The organism is Paraburkholderia acidipaludis NBRC 101816 (assembly GCF_000684975.1).
GTDB classification, from domain to species: domain Bacteria; phylum Pseudomonadota; class Gammaproteobacteria; order Burkholderiales; family Burkholderiaceae; genus Paraburkholderia; species Paraburkholderia acidipaludis.
In genome coordinates this window covers 1-24232 of the sequence record NZ_BAXZ01000011.1, presented here as the reverse complement: position 1 = coordinate 24232, position 24232 = coordinate 1, and the positions used below count along the sequence as shown (strand labels likewise).

Sequence of the window (24232 nt, the reverse complement as noted above, 5' to 3'; positions counted from 1 at the left end):
GGCTGCTATGGCAACAACACTCAACGAATCCCTGTTGCTGGCGATTCCGCTGGCACCGCTTGCTGGCTCGCTGATTGCCGGTCTCTTCGGCAAGACCGTGGGCCGCGCGGGTGCGCATACGGTCACCATTCTCGGCGTCGCGATCGCGTTCGTGCTCTCGTGCATCACGCTGCTCGACGTGCTCGGCGGCGCGAGCTTCAACGCGACCGTGTACGAATGGATGTCGGTTGGCGGGTTGAAGTTCGAAGTGGGCTTCCTCGTCGACTCGCTCACGGCGCTCATGATGGTCATCGTGACCTTCGTGTCGCTGATGGTGCACATCTACACCATCGGCTACATGGCGGACGAGGACGGCTACCAGCGCTTCTTCTCGTACATCGCGCTGTTCACGTTCTCGATGCTGATGCTCGTGATGAGCAACAACTTCCTGCAGCTGTTCTTCGGCTGGGAAGCGGTGGGCCTCGTCTCGTACCTGCTGATCGGCTTCTACTTCAAGCGTGAAAGCGCCATCTACGCGAACCTGAAGGCGTTCCTCGTGAACCGCGTGGGCGACTTCGGCTTCCTGCTCGGCATCGGCCTCCTGCTCGCCTACGGCGGTTCGCTGAACTACAGCGACGTGTTCGCGAAGGGTCACGAGCTGTCCACGCTGACGTTCGCGGGCACCGACTGGAATCTGCTCACGGTGGCCTGTATCTGCCTCTTCATCGGCGCAATGGGCAAGTCGGCGCAGTTCCCGCTGCACGTCTGGCTGCCCGACTCGATGGAAGGCCCCACGCCGATCTCCGCGCTGATTCACGCGGCAACGATGGTGACGGCCGGTATCTTCATGGTCGCGCGCATGTCGCCGCTCTTCGAGCTTTCGGACACGGCGCTCTCGTTCATCGTCGTGATCGGCGCCATCACCGCGCTCTTCATGGGCTTCCTCGGCGTCGTCCAGAACGACATCAAGCGTGTGGTCGCGTACTCCACGCTTTCGCAGCTCGGCTACATGACGGTGGCGCTCGGCGTTTCCGCCTATCCGGTCGCGATCTTCCACCTGATGACGCACGCCTTCTTCAAGGCGCTGCTGTTCCTCGGCGCGGGTTCGGTCATCATCGGCATGCATCACGACCAGGACATGCGCAACATGGGCGGCCTGCGCAAGTACATGCCGATCACGTGGATCACCTCGCTGGTCGGTTCGCTCGCGCTGATCGGTACGCCGTTCTTCTCGGGCTTCTATTCGAAGGATTCGATCATCGACGCGGTGAAGGTCTCGCACCTGCCGGGTTCCGGCTTCGCGTACTTCGCGGTGGTCGCGAGCGTGTTCGTGACGGCGTTGTACTCGTTCCGCATGTATTTCCTCGTGTTCCATGGCGCCGAGCGCTTCCGCGGTCCGAAGCATCCCGAGTCGCCGATGGGCATCGAAGCGGCGCAGGCGGCGGCACACGGCGATCATGGCCACGACCACGACGATCACCACGCGCACGAGCCGCACGAGTCGCCGTGGGTGATCTGGGTGCCGCTCGTCCTGCTCGCGATTCCTTCGATCATCTCCGGCGCGTACGCGATCCAGCCGTTGCTTTACGGCGGGTTCTTCTCGCCTGGCGTGGCGTTCCAGAACGTTATCTTCATCGGCCAGAACCATCCGGGACTTGCCGACATGGGGCAGGAATTCCAGGGTTGGGCCGCGATGGGCGCGCATGCGTTCTCCGGCCTGCCGGTGTGGCTCGCGCTCGCGGGCGTGGTGGTGGCGTGGTTCTTCTATATGAAGCGCCCGGATCTGCCGGCCGTCGTGTCGCGCACTTTCTCGCCGGTCTACAAGCTGCTGGCTAACGCGTATTACCTCGACAAGATCAACGAAATCGTCTTCGCTCGCGGAGCGGTCGCGATCGGTCGCGGTCTGTGGAAGGAGGGCGATGTCGTCGTGATCGACGGCGTCGTGAACGGGAGCGCCAAGTTTATCGGCTGGTTTGCAACTGTTATTCGATTCCTGCAATCCGGCTACATTTACCACTACGCATTCGCCATGATCATTGGTATGCTCGGCCTCCTGACCCTGTTTGTAACGCTCGGCGGCAAATAAGGCGAGGGAAACTGAATGCATGCATATCCGATTCTAAGTATTGCGATCTGGCTGCCGATCCTGTTCGGCATCGTAGTTCTTGTAGTGGGCTCCCTGCGGAGCTCGAGCGCGGACCGCTGGCTCGCGCTCATCGGTTCTGTGCTGAGTTTCCTTGTCACGCTTCCGCTCGTTTCGGGCTTCGACACGACCACGGCTGCCCTGCAGTTCGAGGAGAAGTCGGTCTGGATCGAGCGGTTCAATATTAGTTATCACTTGGGCATCGACGGCATCGCGATGTGGTTCGTCGTGCTGACGTCGCTCATGACCGTGATCGTCGTGATCGCGGGCTGGCAGGTTATCCAGAGGAACGTCGCGCAGTACTATGCGGCGTTCCTGATCCTGTCGGGCCTGATGATCGGCGTTTTCTGCGCCGCCGACGGTCTGTTGTTCTACGTGTTCTTCGAAGCCACGCTGATTCCGATGTACATCATCATCGGTATCTGGGGCGGCCCGAATCGCGTGTACGCGGCGTTCAAGTTCTTTCTCTATACGCTGGCCGGCTCGTTGCTGATGCTGGTCGCGCTGCTGTACATGTACCGCGAGACGCACACGTTCGACCTCGCCACGTGGCAGGCCGCGAAGCTCCACATGACGCCGCAGATCCTGCTCTTCATCGCGTTCTTCTTTGCCTTCGCGGTGAAGGTGCCGATGTTCCCGATCCATACGTGGCTGCCGGACGCACACGTGGAGGCGCCCACGGGCGGCTCGGTCGTGCTGGCCGCGATCATGCTGAAGCTCGGCGCGTACGGTTTTCTGCGCTTTTCGCTGCCCATCACGCCCGACGCGAGTCACTATCTCGCGCCGTTCATCATCACGCTGTCACTCATTGCGGTCATCTATATCGGACTGGTCGCAATGGTGCAGGCGGACATGAAGAAGCTGGTGGCGTACTCGTCGATCGCCCACATGGGATTCGTCACGCTCGGCTTCTTTATGTTCGGCCCGTCCCAGCAACTGGCGATGGAAGGCGCGATCATCCAGATGATCTCGCACGGCTTCGTTTCGGGCGCGATGTTCCTTTGCATCGGCGTGCTGTACGACCGCATGCATACGCGCCAGATCTCCGACTACGGCGGCGTCGTCAACACGATGCCGAAGTTCGCCGCGCTCGTGATGCTGTTCGCCATGGCCAACTGCGGCCTGCCGGGCACGTCGGGATTCGTCGGCGAGTTCATGGTGATTCTGGCGGCCGTGCAGTTCAACTTCTGGATCGCGTTCGCGGCAGCGTTCACGCTGATACTCGGCGCGGCCTATACGTTGTGGATGTACAAGCGCGTGTACTTCGGCGCGGTCGTGAACGATCACGTCCGCGAGCTGAAGGACATCGACCGCCGCGAGTACTTCATGCTGGCAGTGCTCGCGCTGCTGACGCTTTTCATGGGCATCTACCCGAAGCCCTTTACCGATGTGATGCACGTTTCAGTGGATAACCTCCTCTCTCACGTCGCAGTGTCGAAGCTGCCGCTGTCACAGTAACACCGAGCGGAGGACTTAAAGATCATGCCAAACGCCCCTATGAACGCACTGCTGCCCGACGCGCTGGTGATGACCGCCATCATCGTCGCGTGGCTCAACGACACGTTCACCGGTCCCTCGGGCCGCAAGACGACGTACTACATCGCGTTGCTGTCCACGCTCGTGGCCGGCATCTGGTTCGCGATGAACGCGTTCGATCCGCACGTGTATTACTACTTCTCGCGCATGTACGTGGTCGACGCGTTCGCCAGCGCGATGAAAGCGGTCGTGTCGCTCGGCTACGCCGTGTCGATCGTCTACTCGCGCAAGTACCTGGAAGACCGGGACCTGTTCCGGGGCGAGTTCTTCCTGCTTGGCATGTTCTCGCTGCTCGGCCAGATCGTCATGATCTCGGGCAACAACTTCCTCACGCTCTATCTCGGCCTCGAGCTGATGTCGCTCTCGCTCTACGCCGTGATCGCGATTCGCCGCGACACCGGCCAGTCGAACGAAGCCGCGATGAAGTACTACGTGCTGGGCGCGCTTGCTTCGGGCTTCCTGCTGTACGGCATCTCGATGCTCTACGGCGCGACCGGCTCGCTCGAACTGAACGAGGTGCTCAAGGCCGTGGCGTCGGGCCACATCAACGACATCGTGCTGCTGTTCGGCGTGGTGTTCGTTGTCGCGGGCGTGGCGTTCAAGATGGGCGCGGTGCCGTTCCACATGTGGGTGCCTGACGTCTATCAGGGCGCGCCAACGGCAATGACCCTGCTCACCGGCGGCGGCCCGAAGGTCGCGGCGTTCGCGTGGGCCGTGCGCTTCCTCGTGATGGGTCTCTTGCCGCTCGCCGTCGACTGGCAGGAAATGCTGATCATCCTCGCCGCGCTTTCGATGATCGTCGGCAACATCACGGGTATCGTCCAGCGCAACGTCAAGCGCATGCTGGCGTACTCGGCGATCTCGAACATGGGCTTCGTGCTGCTCGGCCTGCTGGCCGGCATCGTGGACGGCAAGGCGGGCGGCGCGGCCAGCGCCTACAGCTCGGCCATGTTCTACAGCATCATCTATCTGCTGACGACGCTCGGCGCGTTCGGTATCGTGATGCTGCTCACTCGCCGCGATTTCGAAGCCGAAACGCTCGACGACTTCAAGGGCCTGAATCAGCGCAGCCCGGTGTTCGCGTTCGTCATGCTGCTCATGATGTTCTCGCTCGCCGGCATTCCGCCGACGGTGGGCTTCTACGCGAAGCTCGCCGTGCTCGAAGCGACGATGGACGCCGGCCTGACCTGGCTCGCGATCCTCGCCGTGATCACGTCGCTGTTCGGCGCGTTCTACTACCTGCGTATCGTCAAGCTGATGTACTTCGATGCGCCGACCGACACGGCGCCGATCGAAGGCCACGCGTTCAACCGGGCGCTCCTCACGGTCAACGGGGCGGCCGTGCTGGTGCTCGGCATCCTTCCTGGTCCGCTGATGTCGCTCTGCCTGCGAGCCGTCGCGCATACGCTGCCGTTGTAATGTCGGCAGCGGGCTGGTTCATCGTGCTGTTGGCGCTTGCCGGCGCCAACCTGCCGTTCGTCAATCAACGGCTGTTCGGCGTCGTGTCGCTACGCACCCGGAAAAAGAGTGCGTGGCTGCGCATCGTCGAACTGATCGTGCTGTATTTCGTGGTCGGCGCGTTCGGGTTCCTGCTCGAGGCGCGTGCCGGCAACCGGTTCGACCAGGGCTGGCAGTTCTACGCCATCACGTTCAGCCTGTTCGTGGTGTTCGCGTTCCCCGGCTTCACCTGGCAATATCTCGTCAAGCGCCGCACGGCGTAATCTGCGTCCAGCGCGCCTCGTTTTGTCACGAGGCGCGGGCACTCTCTTTGCATTGCCGCACCTGTGCGCTATCCAGAGGCTCAAAATGGCTGAACATCAGAAACACGAACCGGCACTCGCCGAGACGTGCGTGGAAAGTACGACGCTCTATTCGGGCAACTTCCTGACCCTCAAACGCGACACGGTAGCGTTGCCCGACGGCAAGCACGCGACGCGCGAATTCGTCGTGCACCCGGGCGCGGTGATGGTGATCCCACTCTTCGACGATGGCCGTGTGCTGATGGAGCGTCAATACCGCTATCCGCTCTCGCGCGTGATGACCGAGTTTCCGGCCGGCAAGCTCGACCCGCAGGAAGGGGCGCTGGCCTGCGCGAAACGCGAACTCCAGGAGGAGACGGGCTATACGGCGCGCGAGTATATCTATCTGACCCAGATTCACCCGGTCATCTCGTACTCGACGGAATTCATCGACATCTATCTCGCACGCGGTTTGACCGCGGGCGAGGCGAAACTCGACGAGGGCGAGTTCCTGGAGACATTCACGGCGACCGTGCCGGAACTGCTCGAATGGGTGCGCAACGGAAAGATCACCGACGTCAAGACGATCATCGGCACGTTCTGGCTCGAGAAGGCACTCTCGGGAACCTGGCCGCTGGGCAAGATCGAGCAGGGTTGAGGGCATGAGCGGCGCAAGCTACGCAGCGCTACAATAAATGGTTACGCCGAGAACGGCCTGCCGGAAAATTTACGAACGGTCGTTCATAAATCGTCATTTTGCGCTACACTCGTTGCCAAGCCCCGATTCCCCATGAAGGTTCTCGATTTACAGTGCCCAGACGGCCATCGGTTCGAAGGCTGGTTCGCGTCCGCTGACGACTTCGAGTCGCAGCTCTCCCGCAAGCTGGTCGAATGTCCGCTGTGCGGCGCCAAAGAAGTGAGCCGCCTGCCGTCCGCCCCCCGGCTGAATCTGTCGGGTGTCACCGAGGCAAGCCAGCGGCCCGCCCCGGACGGAGCGGCGCATTGGCAGGCAAAGGCGATGCGTGCACTGCGCGAGGTCCTGGAGAAGACGGAGAACGTGGGCGACCGTTTCGCCGAGGAGGCGCGGCGTATTCACTACAACGAAGCGCCGTCGCGCAACATCCGCGGGGTCGCTTCCGCGGAAGATGCGCAAGCCCTCGCCGAAGAAGGCATCGACGTGATGCCGCTGCCGGTTCCGGCCGCGCTGAAGGACTCGCTGCAGTAGCCATGCGGGTCTTCGCCGCGGCGCGGGTTTGTCGCACCGGCCGCGGCCAGGAGACACTGCGCATGGATCTCGATTATTCCCCCGCCGACGACGCATTCCGCGCCGAAATCCGCGCCTGGCTCGAGGCTAACGTGCCTCAAGCCGCGCGCGAGAAGATTCTCAACCACAAACGTCTGAGTCGCGACGACATCGCGAGCTGGCACAAGCTGCTCGGTCAACGCGGCTGGTCCGCGCCCGCGTGGCCCGTGGAGTACGGCGGCCCGGGCTGGAACACCGCCCGGCGTCATATCTGGGACGAAGAATGCGCACGCATCGGCGCGCCGCCGGTGCTGCCATTCGGCGTGTCGATGGTCGCGCCGGTGATCATGAAGTACGGCAACGAAGCGCAGAAGCGCTACTACCTGCCGCGCATCCTGGCGGGAACCGACTGGTGGTGCCAGGGCTACTCCGAGCCCGGCTCCGGGTCCGACCTCGCTTCGCTGCGCACGCGCGCCGTCCGGGTCCAGGACGATTCGGGCGATCACTACGTCGTGAACGGCCAGAAGACCTGGACCACGCTCGGCCAGCACGCCGACATGATGTTCTGCCTCGTGCGCACCGACCCGGCCGCGAAGAAGCAGGAAGGGATCTCGTTCCTGCTGATCGACATGAAGACGCCAGGCATTACCGTGCGTCCGATCATCATGCTCGACGAAGAGCATGAGGTGAACGAAGTGTTCTTCGAGGACGTGAAGGTCCCCGTCGAAAATCGGGTGGGCGAGGAGAATCGCGGCTGGACCTATGCGAAGTACCTGCTCGGCCACGAGCGCACGGGCATCGCTCGCGTGGGCGCCTCGAAGCGCGAACTCGCATTCCTCAAGAAGCTCGCGCTCAAGCAGAAGAAGAACGGCAAACCGCTGCTCGAAGATCCGCTCTTCGCGGCGCGCGTCGCGGCCGTCGAGATCGAGCTGATGGCGCTGGAGGTGACCGTCGAACGCGTGATCGCGAGCGAAGGCGCCGGACGCGGGCCCGGCCCCGAGGCGTCCATGCTCAAGATCAAGGGCACCGAGGTTCAGCAGGCGCTGACCGAGCTGATGGTCGACGCGGTCGGCCCGCTCGCCGCCCCGTTCGATCCGGCTTTCCTCGAAGGCGAAGATGCCCACGCAGCGGGCGGCGACGACGACGCGGCCCCGCTCGCGGCTTACTACTTCAACTATCGCAAGACGTCGATCTACGGCGGGTCGAACGAAATCCAGAAGAACATCATCTCGCAGATGATCCTGGGGCTTTGAGGAGCGGCGCATGAACTTCAATTTCACCGAAGAGCAACAGCAACTCACCGACGCATTGCGTCGCTATCTCGACAAGAACTACGGTTTCGAAGCGCGCCAGGCGATCGTGAAGACGCCCGAAGGCGTCTCGGCCGATCACTGGAGCGCGTTCGTCGAACTCGGTCTCACGGCGCTGCCGGTGCCGGCGGAGCAGGGCGGCTTCGACGGCACGCCGTTCGACATGCTGGTCGTCATGCAGGAGCTCGGCCGCGCGCTCGTAGTCGAGCCGTATTGGGCGACGGCCGTGGGCGTCGAGGCGCTCAGGCTCGCGGACCACGGAAACCAAGGCGCGCAACCGGAGAACGCGCAGCTGCTCGAACGCGTGGCGTCGGGCGAGGCGCGTCTTGCCGTTGCGTTCCACGAGCCCAATGCGCGCTACGACCTGTTCTCGATCGAGACCACGGCCAAGGAAACCGGCAACGGCTTCGCGCTTTCGGGCGCCAAGTCCGTCGTTCAGCATGGCGCTCAGGCCGACTACTGGATCGTGCCGGCGCGTCTTGGCGGCGAAATCGCACTGTTTGTCGTGGCCCGCGACGCCGGCGGGGTCGCGGTGAGCGATTACCGCACGATCGACAATCAGCGCGCCGCGACGCTGAAGTTCGACGGCACGCCCGCGCGGCGCCTGGGCGATGCTTCGGTGGGCGCGGCAACGCTCGGGCAGATCGCCGACTACGCGACCTTCCTGCTGTGCGCGGAAGCCGTCGGCGCGATGGATGCGCTCAATCATGCGACCGTCGAGTACACGAAAACGCGGCAGCAATTCGGCGTGCCGATCGCGCGTTTTCAGGCCCTCCAGCATCGCATGGCAGAAATGCTGATCCATGCCGAGCAGGCGCGCTCGCTCACGTATCTGGCCGCGGCGCGTTACAGTAGCGAGTCGCCGGAAGAGCGCCGCCGCACGATTTCGGCCGCGAAGGTGCGGGTGGGGCAGGCGGCGCGTTACGTCGGCCAGCAGGCCGTGCAGCTGCACGGCGGCATGGGCGTCACCAACGAGGTCGCCGCGGCGCATCTGTTCAAGCGCCTCACGATCATCGACACGACGCTTGGCGACGTCGATCATCATCTGGAGCGGTTTGCCGCGCTGCCGGGCTTTGCGAAGGCGGCGGCGTGAGCGCCGCGGCAGCAGCGAGGGAAGCAACGATGGGTTTGAGCTACGAAGACCTGGAAGTGGGCAAGACGTATGAAGTCGGCTCGCATACCTTCACGCGCGACGAGATCGTGCATTTCGCGGAGCAGTTCGATCCGCAGCCGTTCCACGTGAGCGAGGCGGGCGGCGATGCGTCGATGTTCGGCGGCCTCGTGGCGAGCGGCTGGCACACGTGTTCGGTCATGATGGGCATGCTCGTGCGCCACTTCCTGCGCGACTCGACTTCGATGGGCTCGCCTGGCGTCGACGAGATTCGCTGGCTCAAGCCGACGCGCGTTGGCGATACGCTGACGATGAAGAACACCATCGTCAGCAAGCGCGTGTCGGAGAGCAAGCCCGATCGCGGTATCGTCGAAACGCGCTGGGACGGCGTCAATCAGCACGGTGAGATCATCGTGACCGTGCGCTCCAAAGGGCTGTTCGGGTTGCGCCATCCCGGCGCGAGCCAAACCGGGAGCGCATCATGAGCGAGAGCGGTGTCGTGCAGATCGCCGATCTTGCCGCGCTGCGTGCGCTCGCGGGCGGCGCGCCGTTCGTGAGCGGCTGGATCGAGGTGGGCGAGCCGCAGGTGCTGGGCTTTGCCGATGCCACCGGCGACCATCAGTGGATTCACGTTGACGCGGAACGTGCCCGCCGCGAGTCGCCGTTCGGCGGTCCGATCGCGCATGGTTTTCTCACGCTTTCGCTGATTCCCGCGCTGCTCGAGCAGACGGTGCAGATGCGCCAGCGCATGGGCGTCAACTACGGGCTCAATCGCGTGCGCTTCACTTCACCGGTGCCCGTGGGGGCGAAGGTGCGGGCGCGTTTTGGCGTGAAGGAGGTGAGCGAGGTTGGCGGCGATGGCGTGCAGGTCACGTGGCACGTGACCGTCGAGCTTGAAGGCAGCGAGCGGCCCGCGTGCGTCGCGGAGTTTCTCACGCGGCATTTTTTCTGAGCGCATCTGCGCGCAATGAATGAAGAAGGGGTGTTCGGCCGCGAAGGCCGGACACCCCTTTTTTGCAGGCTTCGTTGGCGCGCGAGGCTCAGTGCTTCTTGTACTGCGTCGCGCCGAACAGCACCTCGCGTGCTTTATCGTCGGTAATGGGCTTGCGCGCCGAAGCGAGCACTTCGACGCCGCGCTTGACCGCCGGGCGCGCCGCAATGGCTTCGTGCCAGCGCTTCACGTTCGGCAGTGCGTCGAGGTCGATACCCTGGTTTTGCCACGAACGCGTCCACGGGAACGCGGCGATATCGGCGATGGTGTAGTCATTGCCCGCCAGATACTCGGTCTTGCCGAGCTGCGTATCCATCACGTTGTAGAGCCGCTTCGCTTCGTTCGTATAGCGATTGACGGCGTACTCGATCTTCTCCGGCGCGTAGATACGGAAATGGTGCGCCTGGCCGAGCATCGGCCCGAGGCCGCCCATCTGGAACATGACCCACTGCAGCACGTCGTAGCGCGCGGCGAGATCCTCGGGCATGAACTTGCCGGTCTTTGCGGCGAGATAGATGAGGATGGCGCCCGATTCGAACAGCGAAAACGGCTTGCCGTCCTCGCGCGCCGGACCTTCCGTATCGACGATCGCCGGAATCTTGTTGTTCGGGCTGATGGCGAGGAAGTCGGGCTGGAACTGGTCGCCCGCGCCGATATCGACCGGATGCACCCGGTATTCGAGGCCGGTCTCCTCCAGCATGATGTGGACTTTGTGGCCGTTCGGCGTGGCCCAGCTGTAGACGTCGATCATCGTGGCTCCATGGCGCGATAGAAGGGCGGCGGGAGCGCCTTGGGCGCCTCGCCGAATCTCGCGGAAATTAGCATAGTTCGGCAGGCGCTGCTGAGCAGGGACGAGGACGCGGTCTCGCTGGGGCTCGTCGGCCGGTTCTGGCGGCCCGATTTCGGGCTCGTCGCGATTGCCGACGCCGAGGCTTTTCTGAGCGGGAGTCGTCCTGACGTGGCGAAGCTGGTGTTGCGGTTCGAGGCGCAGCCATGCGGGCCGGACCGTTACCGGCTGCGCACGGAAACGTTCGTCTATTGCCCGACGTGGCGCACACGCATGGCGATGACGCCTTACTGGCTGGCGATACGCGCGGCGAGCGGCTGGATCCGGCGGCGTGCGCTGGCGCGCGTGGAGCGCTCGTTCGCGGCGACTAGCTGACCTGTTGCCGTAGACGGCGTCGAGAGGGCGCCTGCCCGGCGCGTGGATCGCAGCCGGGCAGGCAGCGCGCGGTTTCAGGAGCGCGTGACCGGCATCTCGACGCGCGAGGCCGCATCGGCGTCCATATGCTTTGCCAGTTCGAGCTTGGCGATGGCATTGCGGTGGACCTCGTCCGGGCCGTCCGCGAAACGCAGCGTGCGCGCCGAGGCATACGCGTAGGCGAGCGGGAAGTCCCCGCTCACACCCGCCGCGCCGTGCACCTGCATCGCCCAGTCGATGACCTGGCAGGCCATGTTCGGCGCCACCACCTTGATCATCGCGATCTCCCCGCGCGCGCCCTTGTTGCCGACCGTGTCCATCATGTACGCGGTCTTGAGCGTGAGGAGGCGCGCCTGGTCGATCATGCAGCGCGCTTCGGCAATGCGTTCCTGCGTGACCGTCTGCTGGGCCACCGGCTTGCCGAACGCCACACGCGTCAACGCGCGCTTCGCCATCAGTTCGAGGGCGCGCTCGGCAAGGCCGATCAGGCGCATGCAGTGATGGATGCGGCCCGGCCCGAGACGCCCCTGAGCGATCTCGAACCCGCGGCCTTCGCCCAGCAGGATGTTCGAGGCTGGCACACGGACGTTTTCGAGCGCGATCTCCATGTGGCCGTGCGGGGCGTCGTCGTAGCCGAACACCGTAAGTGGGCGGCGCACGGTGATGCCGGCGGTGTCGGCGGGCACGAGGATCATCGACTGCTGCGCGTGGCGCGGCCCCTCGGGATCGGTCTTGCCCATCAGGATGTAGATCGCGCAGCGCGGGTCGCCGGCGCCCGACGACCACCACTTCGTGCCGTTGATCACGTACTCGTCGCCGTCACGTTCGATGCGGGTCTGGATGTTGGTCGCGTCGGACGAGGCGACGTCGGGCTCCGTCATCAGGAACGCCGAGCGAATCTGGCCTTCCAGCAGCGGCTGGAGCCACTGGCGCTTATGCTCCTCGGTGCCGTAGCGCTCGATGGTCTCCATGTTGCCCGTGTCGGGCGCGCTGCAGTTGAACACCTCCGGCGCCCAGTACACGCGGCCCATGATTTCACACAGCGGCGCGTACTCCAGGTTCGTCAGGCCTGCGCCTCGCGTCGAATCGGGCAGGAACAGGTTCCACAGACCCGCCTCGCGCGCCTTGATCTTCAGCTTCTCGACGATCCCGGTCGGCACCCACGCGTTGCCGTTCGCGCGATTGCGCTCGACTTCCGCGTGATAGACGGACTCGTTCGGGTAAATGTGCTCGTCGAAAAACGCGAGCAGTCTCTTGCGCAGTGCCTCAACCTTCGGGGTGTAATCGAAGTTCATCTGTGACCTCGCCTTGAAATGATCTGTCGTGCCGCTATCGTTGCCGTGACGTCAACGGACTTGCTGTGCGTAATGCCATGCGAGTTCCGCCATGGGCCGCGCGCGGCTGCCCGCGTCGGCGGCCTGGGCGCTTGCCGCCGTGCCGTCCACCACGCGTTTCATGATGCCCTGCAGGATCGCGGCGATGCGGAACATGTTGTAGGCCAGGTAGAAGTTCCAGTCGCCGCGAATCTCGAGGCCGGTGCGCTCGCGATAGCGTCGTACGTAGTCCTCTTCGTCCGGAATGCCGAGCGCGGCCCAGTCGAGCCCGCCTATGCCGCGAAACTGCGCCGGATCGACGTGCCAGGCCATGCAGTGATACGAGAAGTCGGCGAGCGGGTCGCCCAGTGTCGAGAGTTCCCAGTCGAGCACGGCGAGCACGCGCGGCTCGGTGGGGTGGAAGATCAGGTTGTCGAGCCGGTAGTCGCCGTGTACGACCGAGACGCGCGAGCCCGTGTCGTCGGGCGTGTGCTGCGGCAGCCACTCGATCAGGCGATGCATCGCTTCGATCGGCTCGGTTTCCGAAGCCTGGTACTGGCGGCTCCAGCGATCGATCTGGCGTGCGAAATAATTGCCGGGCTTGCCGTAATCGCCGAGCCCGATTGCCTCCGGCTTCACGTTATGCAGCGCGGCGATCACGCGATTCATTTCCTCGTAGATCGCCGCGCGTTCCGCGCGCGTCATGCCGGGCAGCGACTGGTCCCACAGCACGCGGCCCTCGACGAACTCCATCACGTAGAACGCGCGGCCGATCACGGCTTCGTCCTCGCACAGCGCGAGCATCTTCGCGACGGGCACGTCGGTGTTGCCGAGCGCCGCCATCACGCGGTATTCGCGCTCGATGGCGTGCGCCGACGGCAGCAGCCTGGCTTTCGGCCCCGGCTTGGCGCGCATCACGTAGGTCCGCGTCGGCGTGACGAGCTTGAACGTGGGATTCGATTGGCCGCCGGCGAACTGCTCGACCGTCAGCGGCCCGGCGAACCCTTCGACGCGCGCGGCAAGCCAGGCGGCGAGCGCCTCGGTGTCGAAGCGCTGGCGTTCCGCGACGGGGCGCGTGCCCTCGAATGCCGAGTAGTCGGGCTGCTTCGGGGTGTCTCCATCCGGGGTGGCTTGCGCCATATTTGTCTCCCTCATGCTATTGGGGCGCGGTGCGCTGGCCCTGCGGGCGGTAGCGCAAAAATTGCGCGTAGAGCATTTCCATCGACGTGTTGCGCACGTCGCGGTGGAGCGGCGACGGCGGCGAGAAATTGAGCAGGCGCACGACCCAGTCGGCGGGTGCCGGGCCGACGTCGAGCGCGTTGATGCAGCCGGTGGCCTGCGCCAGATGTCCGAAGAACGTGCGGCCGCCCGCCGTGATCGCATGCGAAAGGATCGCGCGGTTCACGCCGCCGTGCAGCACGAGCAGCGCGGTATCCCAGGAGGGATCGGCGCGCAGCTTCGCGACTTCGGGCAGCACGCGGTCGAGCAGCTCGCCTACCGTTTCGCCGCCGAGAAAGCGCGTGGTTTCGGGCACGATGCCGTCGAACACGCGCAGGAAGGCGTTTTCCACCTCGTCGGGCGGGATTCCGGCGAGACGTCCGCCGCGTATCTCTTCCCATGCAGGCTGGACTTCGAGCTCGATCTGCTGACCTGTTTCGGCGAGCACGAGCTGTGCCGTCTCGACCGTGCGCCTGAGGCCGCTCACGATGACGCGGTCGAAGCGCAGCGCCTGCGACGCGAACGCCCGGCCGGCGGCCGTTGCCTGAGCGCGGCCGTTTTCGTTGAGCGGCACCGTGTCGGGGTCGATCGCGCGGCCCGAGTCGTCGAAGTAGGTGACGTCGCCGTGCCGCATCAGGAAGATGCGTCGGCGCGTGGGCAACTGGAAATCGCTCATTGACCGGATCGCTTTACTTGTAGACCGGAGCGCGCTTTTCGAGGAACGCCGTGATGCCTTCCAGCCCGTCACGATGATGCAGCGAGGCGACGAAGCTCTCGCGCTCGGCCGCGAGCTGGTCGGCGAGCGGCTGGGTTTCCGCCGCATTGACGAGGCCCTTGATGCGCATGGCCGAGTTCGGCGAGACCTTTGCGAGGTCGTCGGCCCAGGCGAGCGCGGCGTCGAGCGCTCCGTGCGGCTTCGCCAGGCGATTCACGACGCCGAGCTCTGCCAGACGCGCCGCGCCGATCGGCTTGGCCTCCAGCATCAGCTCGGTCGCGAGCGCACGGGGCAGCGCGCGCGCGAGGAACCACGAGCCGCCGCCGTCGGGCGTGAGGCCCACGCGCGAATACGACATGACGAACTTCGCGTCTTCGGCGGCGACCACGAGGTCGGCGGCCAGCGCGAGCGAGAAGCCGGCGCCTGCCGCCGCGCCTTCCACAGCGGCGATAATCGGTTTGCTGCACTGGCGCATCGCCGTGACCCAGTTCGCGAGCGCGTCGATGCTGGCCGCCTGCACCGACGGATCCTTCGCGCGGTTTTCGAGCAGTCGGTTCAGATTGCCGCCCGCGCAGAAGAAATGGTCGGCGCCGGTCAGCACGATCGCGCGCAGCGAGGCATCGCGCTCGGCGGCGTCGAACGCTTCGATGGCGGCGGCGTACATGTCGGGATGCAGCGCATTGCGCGCGCCGGGATTCGACAGCGTCAGGACGAGCGTCGATTCATGGCCTTGCGGCCGGGTGCTGCGAAGTTCGGCGCTCATGCGCGGGCCTCGTGCGGTTCGTTGGTGTTGCCGGATGTCTCAATGTTGAAATGATGGGAAGTCATAGGAAACTTCGCTCCATGATTGTCCTAGAATAGCACGGTCGTACATTTTCACGAAAACAGATCGGCGACGTGTATCGGCAGTCGCCTGGCCCCAAGGAGGAATGAGGATGATCAAGCTGCATGGATTCGCGCTCTCGAACTACTACAACAAGGTCAAGCTCGTACTGCTCGAGCACGATATTCCCTTCGAGGAGGTTTTCAACAGGCTCCCGCTCGACGAGGCCTTGCTTGCGCACTCGCCCGCAGGAAAGGTGCCGTTCGTCGAAACGGAGCATGGCTTTCTGTGCGAATCGGCGGTCATCATCGAGTATCTGAACGCCCGCTACCCCGAGAAGCGGATTTTCTCCGCGGATCTGTGGGAGGCTGCGAAGGAGCGCGAACTGATCACCTTCGTCGAAACGCACCTCGAACTCGAAGCGCGCGAGCTTTACAGCGAAGCGTTCTTCGGCGGCAAGGTGAGCGACGAGGTCAAGGCGACGGCGCAAAAGCGCCTGCGTCGCTATCTCGCGGCCTTCAGGCATCTCGCGAAGTTCACGCCGTATGTGGCGGGCGAGCGGTTCGGCGTGGTCGACGCGGCGGCCTACGTGAGTTTGCCGCTCGTCGCGAGGGCGACGCAGCGGGTCTATGGCGAGGATATGGTGGTCGAGGCCGGCATCGACTGGAAGCCGTACGCGCAACTGGTGGGTGAGCGGCCGTCGGCGCAGCGCGTCAACGCGGATCGCAAGGCGTATATCGACGCGAACTCGTAAAGGCAGTGCAACGGTCGCGCTGCGTACGCGGTGCGCCTCGCGTGCGCAGCGCCTCGCTGCGTCGCGCGATGATCGGGAACGCCATGCCGTTCGCGGATTCATCGCGCGTGGATGCCGTTAGAGTCGCGCGAGCCGTTCGAGCGCGGCCGCGAGCGTGCTTTCCTGCTTTGCGAAGCAAAAGCGCACGACGCCCGATTCGTGCGGTTCGCGATAAAACGCCGACACGGGGATCGCGGCCACGCCGATCTCGGTCGTGAGCCACTTCGAGAACTCGGCTTCGGAAAGGCTGCTGATCGCCGAGTAATCGACGCACTGGAAGTACGTGCCCTCGCACGGCAGCAGCTTGAAGCGCGTGTTCGCGAGGCCCGCGCGGAAGAAGTCGCGCTTCTTCTGATAAAACGCCGGCAGTTCCAGATACGGCTTCGGGTCGCGCAGATACTGCGCCAGCCCTACCTGCATCGGCGTATTCACCGTGAACACGTTGAACTGGTGGACCTTGCGGAATTCCGCGGTGAGCGGCGCGGGAGCGGCGACGTAACCCACTTTCCAGCCGGTCACGTGATACGTCTTGCCGAAGCTCGACACGATGAAGCTGCGTGCCGCCAGTTCAGGATAGCGCGCGACGCTCTCGTGCGGCGCGCCGTCGTAGACCATGTGTTCGTAGACTTCGTCGGAGAGGATCAGCACGCTGGTGCCGCGCACGATGGCTTCGAGCTTGCGCATGTCCTCGGCGCGCCATACGGTGCCCGTCGGGTTGTGCGGCGTGTTGATGAGGATGAGGCGCGTCTTCGGCGTGATGGCGGCGGCCAGGCGGTCGAACGGAATGGCGTAGTCGGGCGCCTCCAGCGTGACGAATACCGGCTTGCCGCCCGCGAGTTCGATCGACGGCAGATAGCTGTCGTAGGTCGGCTCGATCACGATCACTTCGTCGCCGGGATGCACGGCGCACAGGATCGCCGTGAGGATCGCCTGGGTCGCGCCCGCCGTCACCGTGATCTCGCTCGCCGCGTCGTAACGACAGCCGTACACCTGGGCGATCTTGTCGGCGATAGCCTCGCGCAGCGCGGGCACGCCCGCCATCGGCGGGTACTGGTTGTGGCCGCTGCGCATGGCCTGCGCGACGGCATCGACGATGCGCGTGTCGCAGTCGAAGTCGGGAAAGCCCTGGCCCAGATTGACTGCCCCTTTTTCCGCGGCGAGCGCGCTCATCACCGTGAAGATCGTCGTGCCGACGTTCGGCAGACGCGAAGGAAATGAGGGCGTGAGCGGCGTGGAGGACGATTCGTTCGACGGATGCGGTGCGTTCATGGCGCGGGCGGGCAGTGGATTGGGGTTGGACCGGAAAGCCTGATTTTAGGCAAATCGGCGCGGGTTCGCGCGGGCGGCCTGGGGATGCCCTTGCGGATGCCCTGCGGGAACCCGTTTGCTGGCCTCAGGTAGTGGCGGCTCCCGTGCCGTCGAGCCGCGCTTCAAGTCCCGTTTCGGCCACGAAGACGCCGGGCGTTGCCACCCGAAAGCCGAAGTCGCGCGCCATGCGCCGCGCGAGCTTGAGCACGGCGCGATCCTTCGAGACGAGCCATGCAGCGCCGCTTGCGCGCGCGAGTTCGAGAAACTTCTGGTCGTCCCGATCGCGGCATTGCGGCAGGGGTCTCGCATCGTCGGGCAGCGCGGGCGGCACGATTTCACGCGCGAGGCGCGCGACGGCGGCGAGCGCCTCGGCCTTTTCGATGCCGCGTTCCGCGAACTGGGGGTAGTCGAGGACGTACGTGAGCTCGGCGAGGCAGCGTGCGTCGATCACGGCGCCCAGCGCGCCGCTTTCGAGGCCGGCGCGTATCGGCCGCGTATGCGGATCGTCGAACACGAGGATGTCGATCCACACATTCGAATCGAGGACTACGGAGATTGCCTGGGCGCGCGCCTGGGGCGGAAAACCGGTCATTCTGGACATTCGCTACAATCGGGCTTTCGCCTTTGAACATTGCAAGCGTTCTATGATAATCGTTCTGTCGCCGGCCAAATCGCTTGACTATGACACACCGGCGCACGTCGAAACCCATACGATCCCCGACTTCGTCGACGACGCGGCTGAACTGATCGACGGCCTGCGCCGTCTGTCGCCGCAGCAGATCGGCACGCTCATGAGCATTTCCGATCCGCTCGCGCGGCTGAATTTCCAGCGTTACGCCGACTGGTCGAAGCAGTTCAGTCAGTCCAACGCGAAGCAGGCCGTGCTCGCGTTCAACGGCGATGTGTACGAGGGTTTCGACGCCCGCTCGCTCTGCGCCGCCGATCTCGACTACGCGCAGCAGCACGTGCGCGTGCTCTCGGGCCTCTACGGCCTGCTGCGTCCGCTCGATCTGCTGCAGCCGTATCGCCTCGAAATGGGCACGCGTTTCGAGAATGCGCGCGGCAAGGATCTCTATGCCTTCTGGGGCGAGCGCATCACGCACGCGCTGAACGCCCAGTTCGACCACAACGCCGGGCGCACGAAGGGTGCGCGCGTGCTCGTGAACTGCGCGTCGAACGAGTATTTCAAGTCGGTCAAGCCAAAGAAGCTGGCGGCGCCGGTCATTACGCCGGTGTTCGAGGACTGGAAGGGCGGCCGCTACAAGGTCATCAGCTTCCACGCAAAGCGTGCGCGCGGCCTGATGGCGCGCTATGCGGTGGAGCACCGCATTTCCGAGCCTCAGGCGCTCAAGGGCTTCGACGTCGAAGGCTACGCATTCGATGCCGACGCATCCAACGACTTGACCTGGGTATTTCGCCGGCGCATTGCCGAATAAGCGAGAGGAATCGCCATGACACTATCCATTACCAGCCAGTTCGATGCCGGCGCGATCGAAGTCCTGTCGTGCGAGCGTGCCGACGATATTCGCCTGCGTGTGCGATCCGACAATCAGTCGGAGTTCGCGCAGTGGTTCTACTTCCGGCTTTCGGGCGCACGCGGCGAGCGCTGCGTGATGACGTTCGAGAACGCGGCGGCCTGCGCATTTCCCGAGGGATGGCGAGACTACCAGGCGGTGGCGAGCTATGACCGCGTGAACTGGTTTCGCGTGCCGACCTCGTATGACGGCCAGAAGTTCACGATTGATCACACGCCCGATTTCGACCGCGTCTATTACGCGTACTTCGAGCCGTACAGCGAAGAGCGTCATTCGGAGTTCCTCGGCGCGCTGCAGCAACTGCCGCACGCCACGCTGACGGAACTCGGACAGACGCGAGAGGGGCGGCCCATGTCGCTGCTTACGCTCGGCACGGCGGGCGACACCACGCCGGAAGGCAAGCCGAAGAAGACGGTCTGGATCATCGCGCGCCAGCATCCGGGCGAGACGATGGCCGAGTGGTTCGTCGAAGGGCTCGTGAAGCGGCTCGCCGGTTGGGGCGACTGGGTGGGCGACCCCGTGGCGCGCAAGCTCTACGACCGCGCGGTGTTCCATATCGTGCCGAACATGAACCCCGATGGCAGCGTGCACGGCAACCTGCGCACGAATGCGGCCGGGGCGAACCTGAACCGCGAATGGATGGAGCCCGACGCAGGGCGCAGCCCGGAAGTGCTGGTGGTGCGCGAGGCGATCGAGGCCACGGGCGCCGATCTCTTCTTCGACATCCACGGCGACGAGTCGCTGCCGTACGTATTCGTTGCGGGCTCGGAGATGTTGCCGGGTTTCACCGAGCAGCAGCGCATCGAGCAAAAGGCATTCATCGACGCGTTCAAGATCGCGAGCCCCGACTTCCAGGACAAGCACGGCTACGAAGCGAGCCGCTATCGAGAGGACGCGCTCAAGCTCGCGTCGAAATACATCGGCCACCGCTACGGCTGTCTCTCGCTGACGCTGGAGATGCCGTTCAAGGACAACGCCAACTTGCCGGACGAGCGCGTGGGCTGGAATGGCGAGCGGAGCGCTGCGCTTGGCGCGGCCATGTTGCAAGCCATCCTGCATCACGTCGAGACATTCGCATAACGCGCAGGGCAGGCCAGAAAAAGGGGGAAGCGGCGTGGGCCGCTTCCCCCTTTTTTTGTTGATCCGCGCCGGTGAGCGGCTATTGGGCCGTCGTTGTTTTTTTCGAGGTGGTTTTTTTCGAGATGGTCTTTTTCGAAGTGACCTTCTTCGAAGATGAACCCGGTTTGCGGCTCGACTTGTTCGATGCGCCTTTCTTCGAGGTCTTGCCGGTCGACTTCTTCGTCGAGTGCTTGCCATGCCCATGCGCATTGCTGTGCGGCGACCCGCCGGGCTCCGCACGGGCACGCGCCGGCGGCACGGGGTCGTTCCAGCTGAAGGCAAGCATTTGATTGCCCACGTAGCCGCAGCGGAACTTGAGGTCGTAGGGCGAGGCGTTGCTGTCGTGCGGAATCCCGATGCCGTCGACCGTCACGATCGTGTCGACCTTGACGCGCTGCTTACCTTCGTCGAACGAATCGTTCCACGGGGTGACGGTGGCGTGCGCGGTATCGAACGATGAGGGGGGGAACTCGACGTGGTCGAGCGCCGTCGAGGTGCTGGCGACAAAGTTGCCATGCGCGGCGCAGTCGGCGACCAGCGGATCGGCATGCATCTGGTTGATGTAGGTGTTGACCAGGTCGTTGTGCTGATCGAGTTGATCGGCTTTGGCGGGCAGTGCGAAGGCAAGCGTGAGGCTCGCGGCGCATGCTGCCAGTCGGCCGGCCATCGTCAGCAGCCGGCGAGATGCGGAATTGCGGTCCATCTGGTTAGTGTCGAAGCGGGTGGGACGTCAGGCTCCATAAGAGCTTGCGATGCGTGGGCGAGTTCAATTCTGAAACAATTATTTTGCGCCTACGTAAGGCCGCGCCGTTGCCGGGGCGGTGTGACTGCGAGGCCGCTTCATGCCGCGGCGCCATGTGCGATACGAGGACCGGGTGTAGCGCAGGGTCGAGCTGGCTTTGTCGAGGGCCTTCTCAGGTGCGTGGGCCGCCTAGCCGGTATCGCCGCACATCGTAGGTCGTCACCCAGGCGGGTCGATAGACCGCGATCAGTGCCGTAGCCATGCCGGTAAACCAGGCCTCACCGGATGCCAGCAGGAACACGCTGAAGGCATAGCCGAGAGGCACGACGACCATCGAGCCGCCGGTCAGGGCGATATGAGCGCCGAGCGCGAGATACGCGGCACCGGCCACGGCAATCGCCGGGGAGACGAAGCCTTGGCCTACGATAAACATAAGGAGATTGCGCGGTAGCCACGCGATGCAGGCCCGTTGCAGCAGGGCCGAAACGCCAACCGGGAAGGCGCCGAATATGAGAAAGGTAAGCGCGACGCCATCCCAGGGCGTGTCGAAGACGAGCGCCGCGAGTGCGACGACCGCAGCCATCGCAACAAGTGCGAGGTCCCAGTCGAACAGCGTCACGACGAGCGTTGCGCCGAGCAGATGCAGCACGGTGCCGTCCTCGAGCCATGCATTGCTCGCCCACAGCACGGATACGGCTACGACGATCGCGAGCCATACGTGCTGGAGCGTGGCGTCCTGGAGACGCTTGAACGGGTTGTTCCATACCGCGAGCGCGAGCAGGCCCACGGCGGCAATCCACCCACCGATGACGACCCACAGCGGAAGCGGCGTATACAGGAACCCCATGGCTTCATATTACTCGTTGGATGACAAAACGTGTGTGCCGGGTGGCTCTGGCGGATTGTCGTCGGTGCTCTCGCTGTCCGGGCCGGGTTCGCTGCACTGCGCGAATCCGGCTTCTCCCCACGGGCAATCGGGTTCCGCAGCCATTGCCAGCGGTGGGGTGGTGTCGTCTGTCAGCAACGGATACCGAAACGAATCGGCTTCGCGCGGCCGCAGCGGCACTGGGCCATGCTCGCCGTGCACGGGCTTGGGCGCGTGGTCCATCTGGGCACGCAGCACCTCGAGCTGGTTTGCGAGCAGGCCGTTGTAGATCGCTACGGCTGCCGCCCGGTTGGGTGCGCCAAGCTGCTGAAAAATGCTGGTCAGGTGGATCTTGACGGTGCCTTCGCTGATGCCGAGTGCGCGGGCGATCATCTTGTTCGTATTGCCCATGTGGACGCAACGGAGGATCTGCTGCTGACGCGGCGACAGATGGGCCATGGGGCGGCGCGGGCGCGTCGTCGTGTCGCTTCTCGCAGGCTGGTGCGCCGGGGGTGGCGATGGCCATGGCGCGGCGAGCAGGACATCGGCCGGCAGATGGTTGCCGCCAAGCAGGATGAGTTCGAGCAGTTTGACGATCAAGATTGAATCGGTGGTCCGGCGGATGATCCCGCGCGCGCCTTCGGCCAGCAGGTCGCGGACAGCGCCGGGAGGCGTTTCCGCATCCACGATGACCGCAATCGGCAGACTACGGTTGCGGTTCGCGAAATTCCGGAGTTCGCCCGCGCGAATGCCGGCGTGCCAGTCAACCACGAACAGATCCGGTGTGAACCGCTGCATGGCGCGTTCGGCACTGCGCCAGTCGGGCGCATCGTTAAAGCGTGCGCGACGGTCGATTTGTCTAAGCAGGGCCTTGAGCCCCTCGCGCCGTTCGGCATCCGGATTAAATACTGCGAACCGCATGGACAAGCCCTCCTGTTTTTTTGAAGCCCTCTCGAAATGAATGCACAGCGCATTTGCTGAGCACGCCGCTTGGCGAGGAACCACGTCACCATGATGACAAAAAGCTTGCGGCGTGGCGGCCTGTCCAGATGGCATAAGACAAATGGCAAAAAAAAGTCCCGCGCACAGGCGGGACCGAGTAGGAATATGACGTGTCGCTTAGTGGAAATGTGGCTGCACGGGCTCAGCATCTTCTGGCATCTCGGCGTGGACAATCTCGCCGAGCGGGTCTGCATAGAGCGGTACGCCGCAGTCGTCGCAATATTCCGGCTCGAAGCGGCCGGCATGACGGCGAATATCGGTGATGCCCGATTCCTTCAGCAGCGCCACGATTTCCTCTAGCGGGCCGCTGCCGGCACCTTCTTCTGTCGGTTCCTCGTCGATCTCGGTGTCGCCGTTTTCACGCCCGTACAACGGCCAGACGACGCCGTAGAGAACGTCGTTGCTACCGCGGCGCGTAAAGCCGATGCGATATTCGTCGATGCGACGCTCGCCGAAGCCCGCGACGACCGCGCGCAGGTCTTGCGCGCCGCCGCCGATCGTGTCGAGCAGGTAACGGACCGCCGTGCGGATCGTGTGGGGGCGAACGCGTTCGTCCGCGTCGCGGCAGGCCGAGTAGTACGCATCGGGCAGCAGACATTCGAACTCGCAGCCCGGCATCACGACGGCGAGATTGGCGCCACCTTGGGTTGCCCACTGTTCGAGGCACTGGCCGCGCTCGATGCGCGAGCTGTGTTCCTCCTCCTGCCAGCGGAAGAGCGGGGCGCCGACCGGTGCCGCCACAACGGCGAGCAGGAAGCGTGGGTCGGCAAGGATGGGGGACGTCTCCGGCAGCTCGCCGGCGCTGATTTTTGCGGCGGCGCCACCTAGCGCGGCGTGTGAAAGCTGCTGGGCGAGGCGCCAGGTCTCGACGTGATGGCGCGGCAACTGGTCGATGCTGTAAAGGTAGGGGGCCATCGCCACGCGCGTGTCGCTCGCCAGCACGTGCGCCTGAAGATGGTTCCGAAGGGCGTCGGCATTGTCGGCCTTCAGCGGGCCCGACGGGATGACATAGCGTGTCCAGGCGAGCACCGGCGCGGCAATGAGCAGTGCCTCATATTGCGTGCCTTCGTGCTCGACGATGAACGATTCGCTATGCGTTTCGGCCATGTCCGCCAGAGCGCCGTAGGCGTCCGGATGGTTTTGCTGCAGATGATCGAGCGCGGCGTCGAGCGTCGTCTGGTTACCGTTGCGCACGATCTTCGCTAGTAGCGTGTCGAGCTTGGCCTCCCAGAAGCGGTCTTCGGTACGGCTGCCCGAGGCGAACAGGGCGAGCGACAGGCCGACGAGTTTGTCGGCGTCTGGAGGAAGGCGTTTGGCGATTCGCGAGCGCATAAATCTGTGAGTTGAAATGCAGAGAACCTCACATTCTAGTCGGTTCCGTGCGCGCCATCGGTTTGCGCCGCAGCATCACGACAGGCGTATATGCCTATATGGCGTGGAGCGCGGAGAGAGTAGGGCGAGACCAAGGTGGGATCGGCTTCATCCAGATGGCCTGGCCGATCGGCAGGTGCGCTGCGCGTTGCGTAGATAGCCAGGTCAAAAAACT

At 64.3% G+C, this 24232-nt stretch carries 25 protein-coding genes; 14 read left to right on the top strand and 11 right to left on the bottom strand.

Annotated features, from left to right (window positions below; all coding sequences use genetic code 11):
* Positions 1 to 7 precede the first annotated feature (7 nt).
* From nuoL to BAC01S_RS14715, 10 genes are all read left to right on the top strand, one after another.
* The gene (gene nuoL / locus BAC01S_RS14760) at positions 8 to 2065 is read left to right on the top strand and encodes an NADH-quinone oxidoreductase subunit L (protein ID WP_027795462.1); all 2058 of its coding nucleotides are present in this window, start codon (positions 8 to 10) and stop codon (positions 2063 to 2065) included.
* A 15-nt stretch (positions 2066 to 2080) separates the two neighbouring features.
* Entirely contained in the window at positions 2081 to 3580 is a 1500-nt protein-coding gene (locus BAC01S_RS14755) for an NADH-quinone oxidoreductase subunit M (protein WP_027795461.1), read from the top strand.
* Positions 3581 to 3604: 24 nt separating this feature from the next.
* Complete coding sequence (gene nuoN, locus BAC01S_RS14750; RefSeq protein ID WP_043202329.1) at positions 3605 to 5077, top strand: NADH-quinone oxidoreductase subunit NuoN; 1473 nt, start codon at positions 3605 to 3607, stop codon at positions 5075 to 5077.
* Positions 5077 to 5379: a DUF2818 family protein gene (locus tag BAC01S_RS14745; protein ID WP_027795459.1), complete on the top strand. Its 303-nt coding sequence runs from the start codon at positions 5077 to 5079 to the stop codon at positions 5377 to 5379. Before nuoN ends, BAC01S_RS14745 begins: the two co-directional genes overlap by 1 nt.
* An 85-nt stretch (positions 5380 to 5464) precedes the next feature.
* The gene (locus tag BAC01S_RS14740; RefSeq protein ID WP_027795458.1) at positions 5465 to 6055 is read left to right on the top strand and encodes an NUDIX domain-containing protein; all 591 of its coding nucleotides are present in this window, start codon (positions 5465 to 5467) and stop codon (positions 6053 to 6055) included.
* Between the two features lie 132 nt (positions 6056 to 6187).
* Positions 6188 to 6622: a DUF1178 family protein gene (locus tag BAC01S_RS14735; protein ID WP_027795457.1), complete on the top strand. Its 435-nt coding sequence runs from the start codon at positions 6188 to 6190 to the stop codon at positions 6620 to 6622.
* Positions 6623 to 6684: 62 nt separating this feature from the next.
* Positions 6685 to 7893: an acyl-CoA dehydrogenase family protein gene (locus BAC01S_RS14730; RefSeq protein ID WP_027795456.1), complete on the top strand. Its 1209-nt coding sequence runs from the start codon at positions 6685 to 6687 to the stop codon at positions 7891 to 7893.
* Between the two features lie 10 nt (positions 7894 to 7903).
* Positions 7904 to 9043: an acyl-CoA dehydrogenase family protein gene (locus BAC01S_RS14725; protein ID WP_027795455.1), complete on the top strand. Its 1140-nt coding sequence runs from the start codon at positions 7904 to 7906 to the stop codon at positions 9041 to 9043.
* A 29-nt stretch (positions 9044 to 9072) separates the two neighbouring features.
* Complete coding sequence (locus tag BAC01S_RS14720) at positions 9073 to 9546, top strand: MaoC family dehydratase (RefSeq protein WP_027795454.1); 474 nt, start codon at positions 9073 to 9075, stop codon at positions 9544 to 9546.
* Positions 9543 to 10013, top strand: coding sequence for a MaoC family dehydratase (locus tag BAC01S_RS14715; protein ID WP_027795453.1), 471 nt, complete (start codon positions 9543 to 9545; stop codon positions 10011 to 10013). Before BAC01S_RS14720 ends, BAC01S_RS14715 begins: the two co-directional genes overlap by 4 nt.
* 88 nt (positions 10014 to 10101) lie before the next feature.
* Here BAC01S_RS14715 and BAC01S_RS14710 read toward each other — a convergent pair whose 3' ends face one another.
* Positions 10102 to 10803 carry a glutathione binding-like protein gene (locus BAC01S_RS14710; protein WP_027795452.1) on the bottom strand — a complete coding sequence of 234 codons (702 nt, stop codon included), beginning with the start codon at positions 10801 to 10803 and terminating at the stop codon, positions 10102 to 10104.
* A 39-nt stretch (positions 10804 to 10842) separates the two neighbouring features.
* Between BAC01S_RS14710 and BAC01S_RS31355 the strand changes: the two genes are divergently transcribed.
* Positions 10843 to 11214: a hypothetical protein gene (locus BAC01S_RS31355; protein WP_052408753.1), complete on the top strand. Its 372-nt coding sequence runs from the start codon at positions 10843 to 10845 to the stop codon at positions 11212 to 11214.
* A 74-nt stretch (positions 11215 to 11288) separates the two neighbouring features.
* Here the strand turns inward: BAC01S_RS31355 and BAC01S_RS14700 are convergent, their stop codons facing one another.
* Genes BAC01S_RS14700 through BAC01S_RS14685 form a run of 4 tightly spaced genes read right to left on the bottom strand, consistent with a single transcriptional unit; the run spans position 11289 to position 15262 of the window.
* Positions 11289 to 12548, bottom strand: a complete 1260-nt coding sequence (locus BAC01S_RS14700) for an acyl-CoA dehydrogenase family protein (RefSeq protein WP_027795451.1) — start codon at positions 12546 to 12548, stop codon at positions 11289 to 11291.
* 51 nt (positions 12549 to 12599) lie between these two features.
* Positions 12600 to 13706: a phosphotransferase gene (locus BAC01S_RS14695; RefSeq protein WP_027795450.1), complete on the bottom strand. Its 1107-nt coding sequence runs from the start codon at positions 13704 to 13706 to the stop codon at positions 12600 to 12602.
* 16 nt (positions 13707 to 13722) lie between these two features.
* A complete protein-coding gene (locus tag BAC01S_RS14690) occupies positions 13723 to 14460 on the bottom strand; it encodes a histidine phosphatase family protein (RefSeq protein ID WP_027795449.1) in 738 nt (245 codons plus the stop codon).
* 13 nt (positions 14461 to 14473) lie between these two features.
* Complete coding sequence (locus BAC01S_RS14685; protein WP_027795448.1) at positions 14474 to 15262, bottom strand: oxepin-CoA hydrolase, alternative type; 789 nt, start codon at positions 15260 to 15262, stop codon at positions 14474 to 14476.
* A 172-nt stretch (positions 15263 to 15434) separates the two neighbouring features.
* Between BAC01S_RS14685 and BAC01S_RS14680 the strand changes: the two genes are divergently transcribed.
* Complete coding sequence (locus BAC01S_RS14680; RefSeq protein ID WP_027795447.1) at positions 15435 to 16076, top strand: glutathione S-transferase family protein; 642 nt, start codon at positions 15435 to 15437, stop codon at positions 16074 to 16076.
* A 117-nt stretch (positions 16077 to 16193) separates the two neighbouring features.
* On the opposite strand, the gene BAC01S_RS14675 is transcribed toward BAC01S_RS14680, so the two are convergent.
* Positions 16194 to 17384 carry a pyridoxal phosphate-dependent aminotransferase gene (locus BAC01S_RS14675; protein ID WP_027795446.1) on the bottom strand — a complete coding sequence of 397 codons (1191 nt, stop codon included), beginning with the start codon at positions 17382 to 17384 and terminating at the stop codon, positions 16194 to 16196.
* A gap of 124 nt (positions 17385 to 17508) precedes the next feature.
* Positions 17509 to 18015, bottom strand: coding sequence for a putative toxin-antitoxin system toxin component, PIN family (locus BAC01S_RS14670; protein ID WP_027795445.1), 507 nt, complete (start codon positions 18013 to 18015; stop codon positions 17509 to 17511).
* A 52-nt stretch (positions 18016 to 18067) separates the two neighbouring features.
* On the opposite strand from BAC01S_RS14670, the gene yaaA reads away from it, so the two are divergent.
* Complete coding sequence (gene yaaA, locus BAC01S_RS14665) at positions 18068 to 18859, top strand: peroxide stress protein YaaA (protein ID WP_027795444.1); 792 nt, start codon at positions 18068 to 18070, stop codon at positions 18857 to 18859.
* Between the two features lie 15 nt (positions 18860 to 18874).
* Complete coding sequence (locus BAC01S_RS14660; RefSeq protein ID WP_027795443.1) at positions 18875 to 20038, top strand: M14 family metallopeptidase; 1164 nt, start codon at positions 18875 to 18877, stop codon at positions 20036 to 20038.
* Positions 20039 to 20117: 79 nt separating this feature from the next.
* Here BAC01S_RS14660 and BAC01S_RS14655 read toward each other — a convergent pair whose 3' ends face one another.
* The 4 genes from BAC01S_RS14655 to BAC01S_RS14640 all read right to left on the bottom strand — a co-directional run bounded on the left by BAC01S_RS14655 (position 20118) and on the right by BAC01S_RS14640 (position 24018).
* Positions 20118 to 20780 (bottom strand): BspC domain-containing protein, encoded by a 663-nt coding sequence (locus BAC01S_RS14655; protein ID WP_027795442.1) that lies wholly within the window; start codon positions 20778 to 20780, stop codon positions 20118 to 20120.
* Positions 20781 to 20991: 211 nt separating this feature from the next.
* Positions 20992 to 21666 (bottom strand): energy-coupling factor ABC transporter permease, encoded by a 675-nt coding sequence (locus BAC01S_RS14650; RefSeq protein ID WP_027795441.1) that lies wholly within the window; start codon positions 21664 to 21666, stop codon positions 20992 to 20994.
* 9 nt (positions 21667 to 21675) lie between these two features.
* Complete coding sequence (locus tag BAC01S_RS31350; RefSeq protein ID WP_043202326.1) at positions 21676 to 22605, bottom strand: helix-turn-helix transcriptional regulator; 930 nt, start codon at positions 22603 to 22605, stop codon at positions 21676 to 21678.
* 198 nt (positions 22606 to 22803) lie between these two features.
* Complete coding sequence (locus BAC01S_RS14640; RefSeq protein WP_027795440.1) at positions 22804 to 24018, bottom strand: DUF2863 family protein; 1215 nt, start codon at positions 24016 to 24018, stop codon at positions 22804 to 22806.
* Between the last annotated feature and the right edge of the window lie 214 nt (positions 24019 to 24232).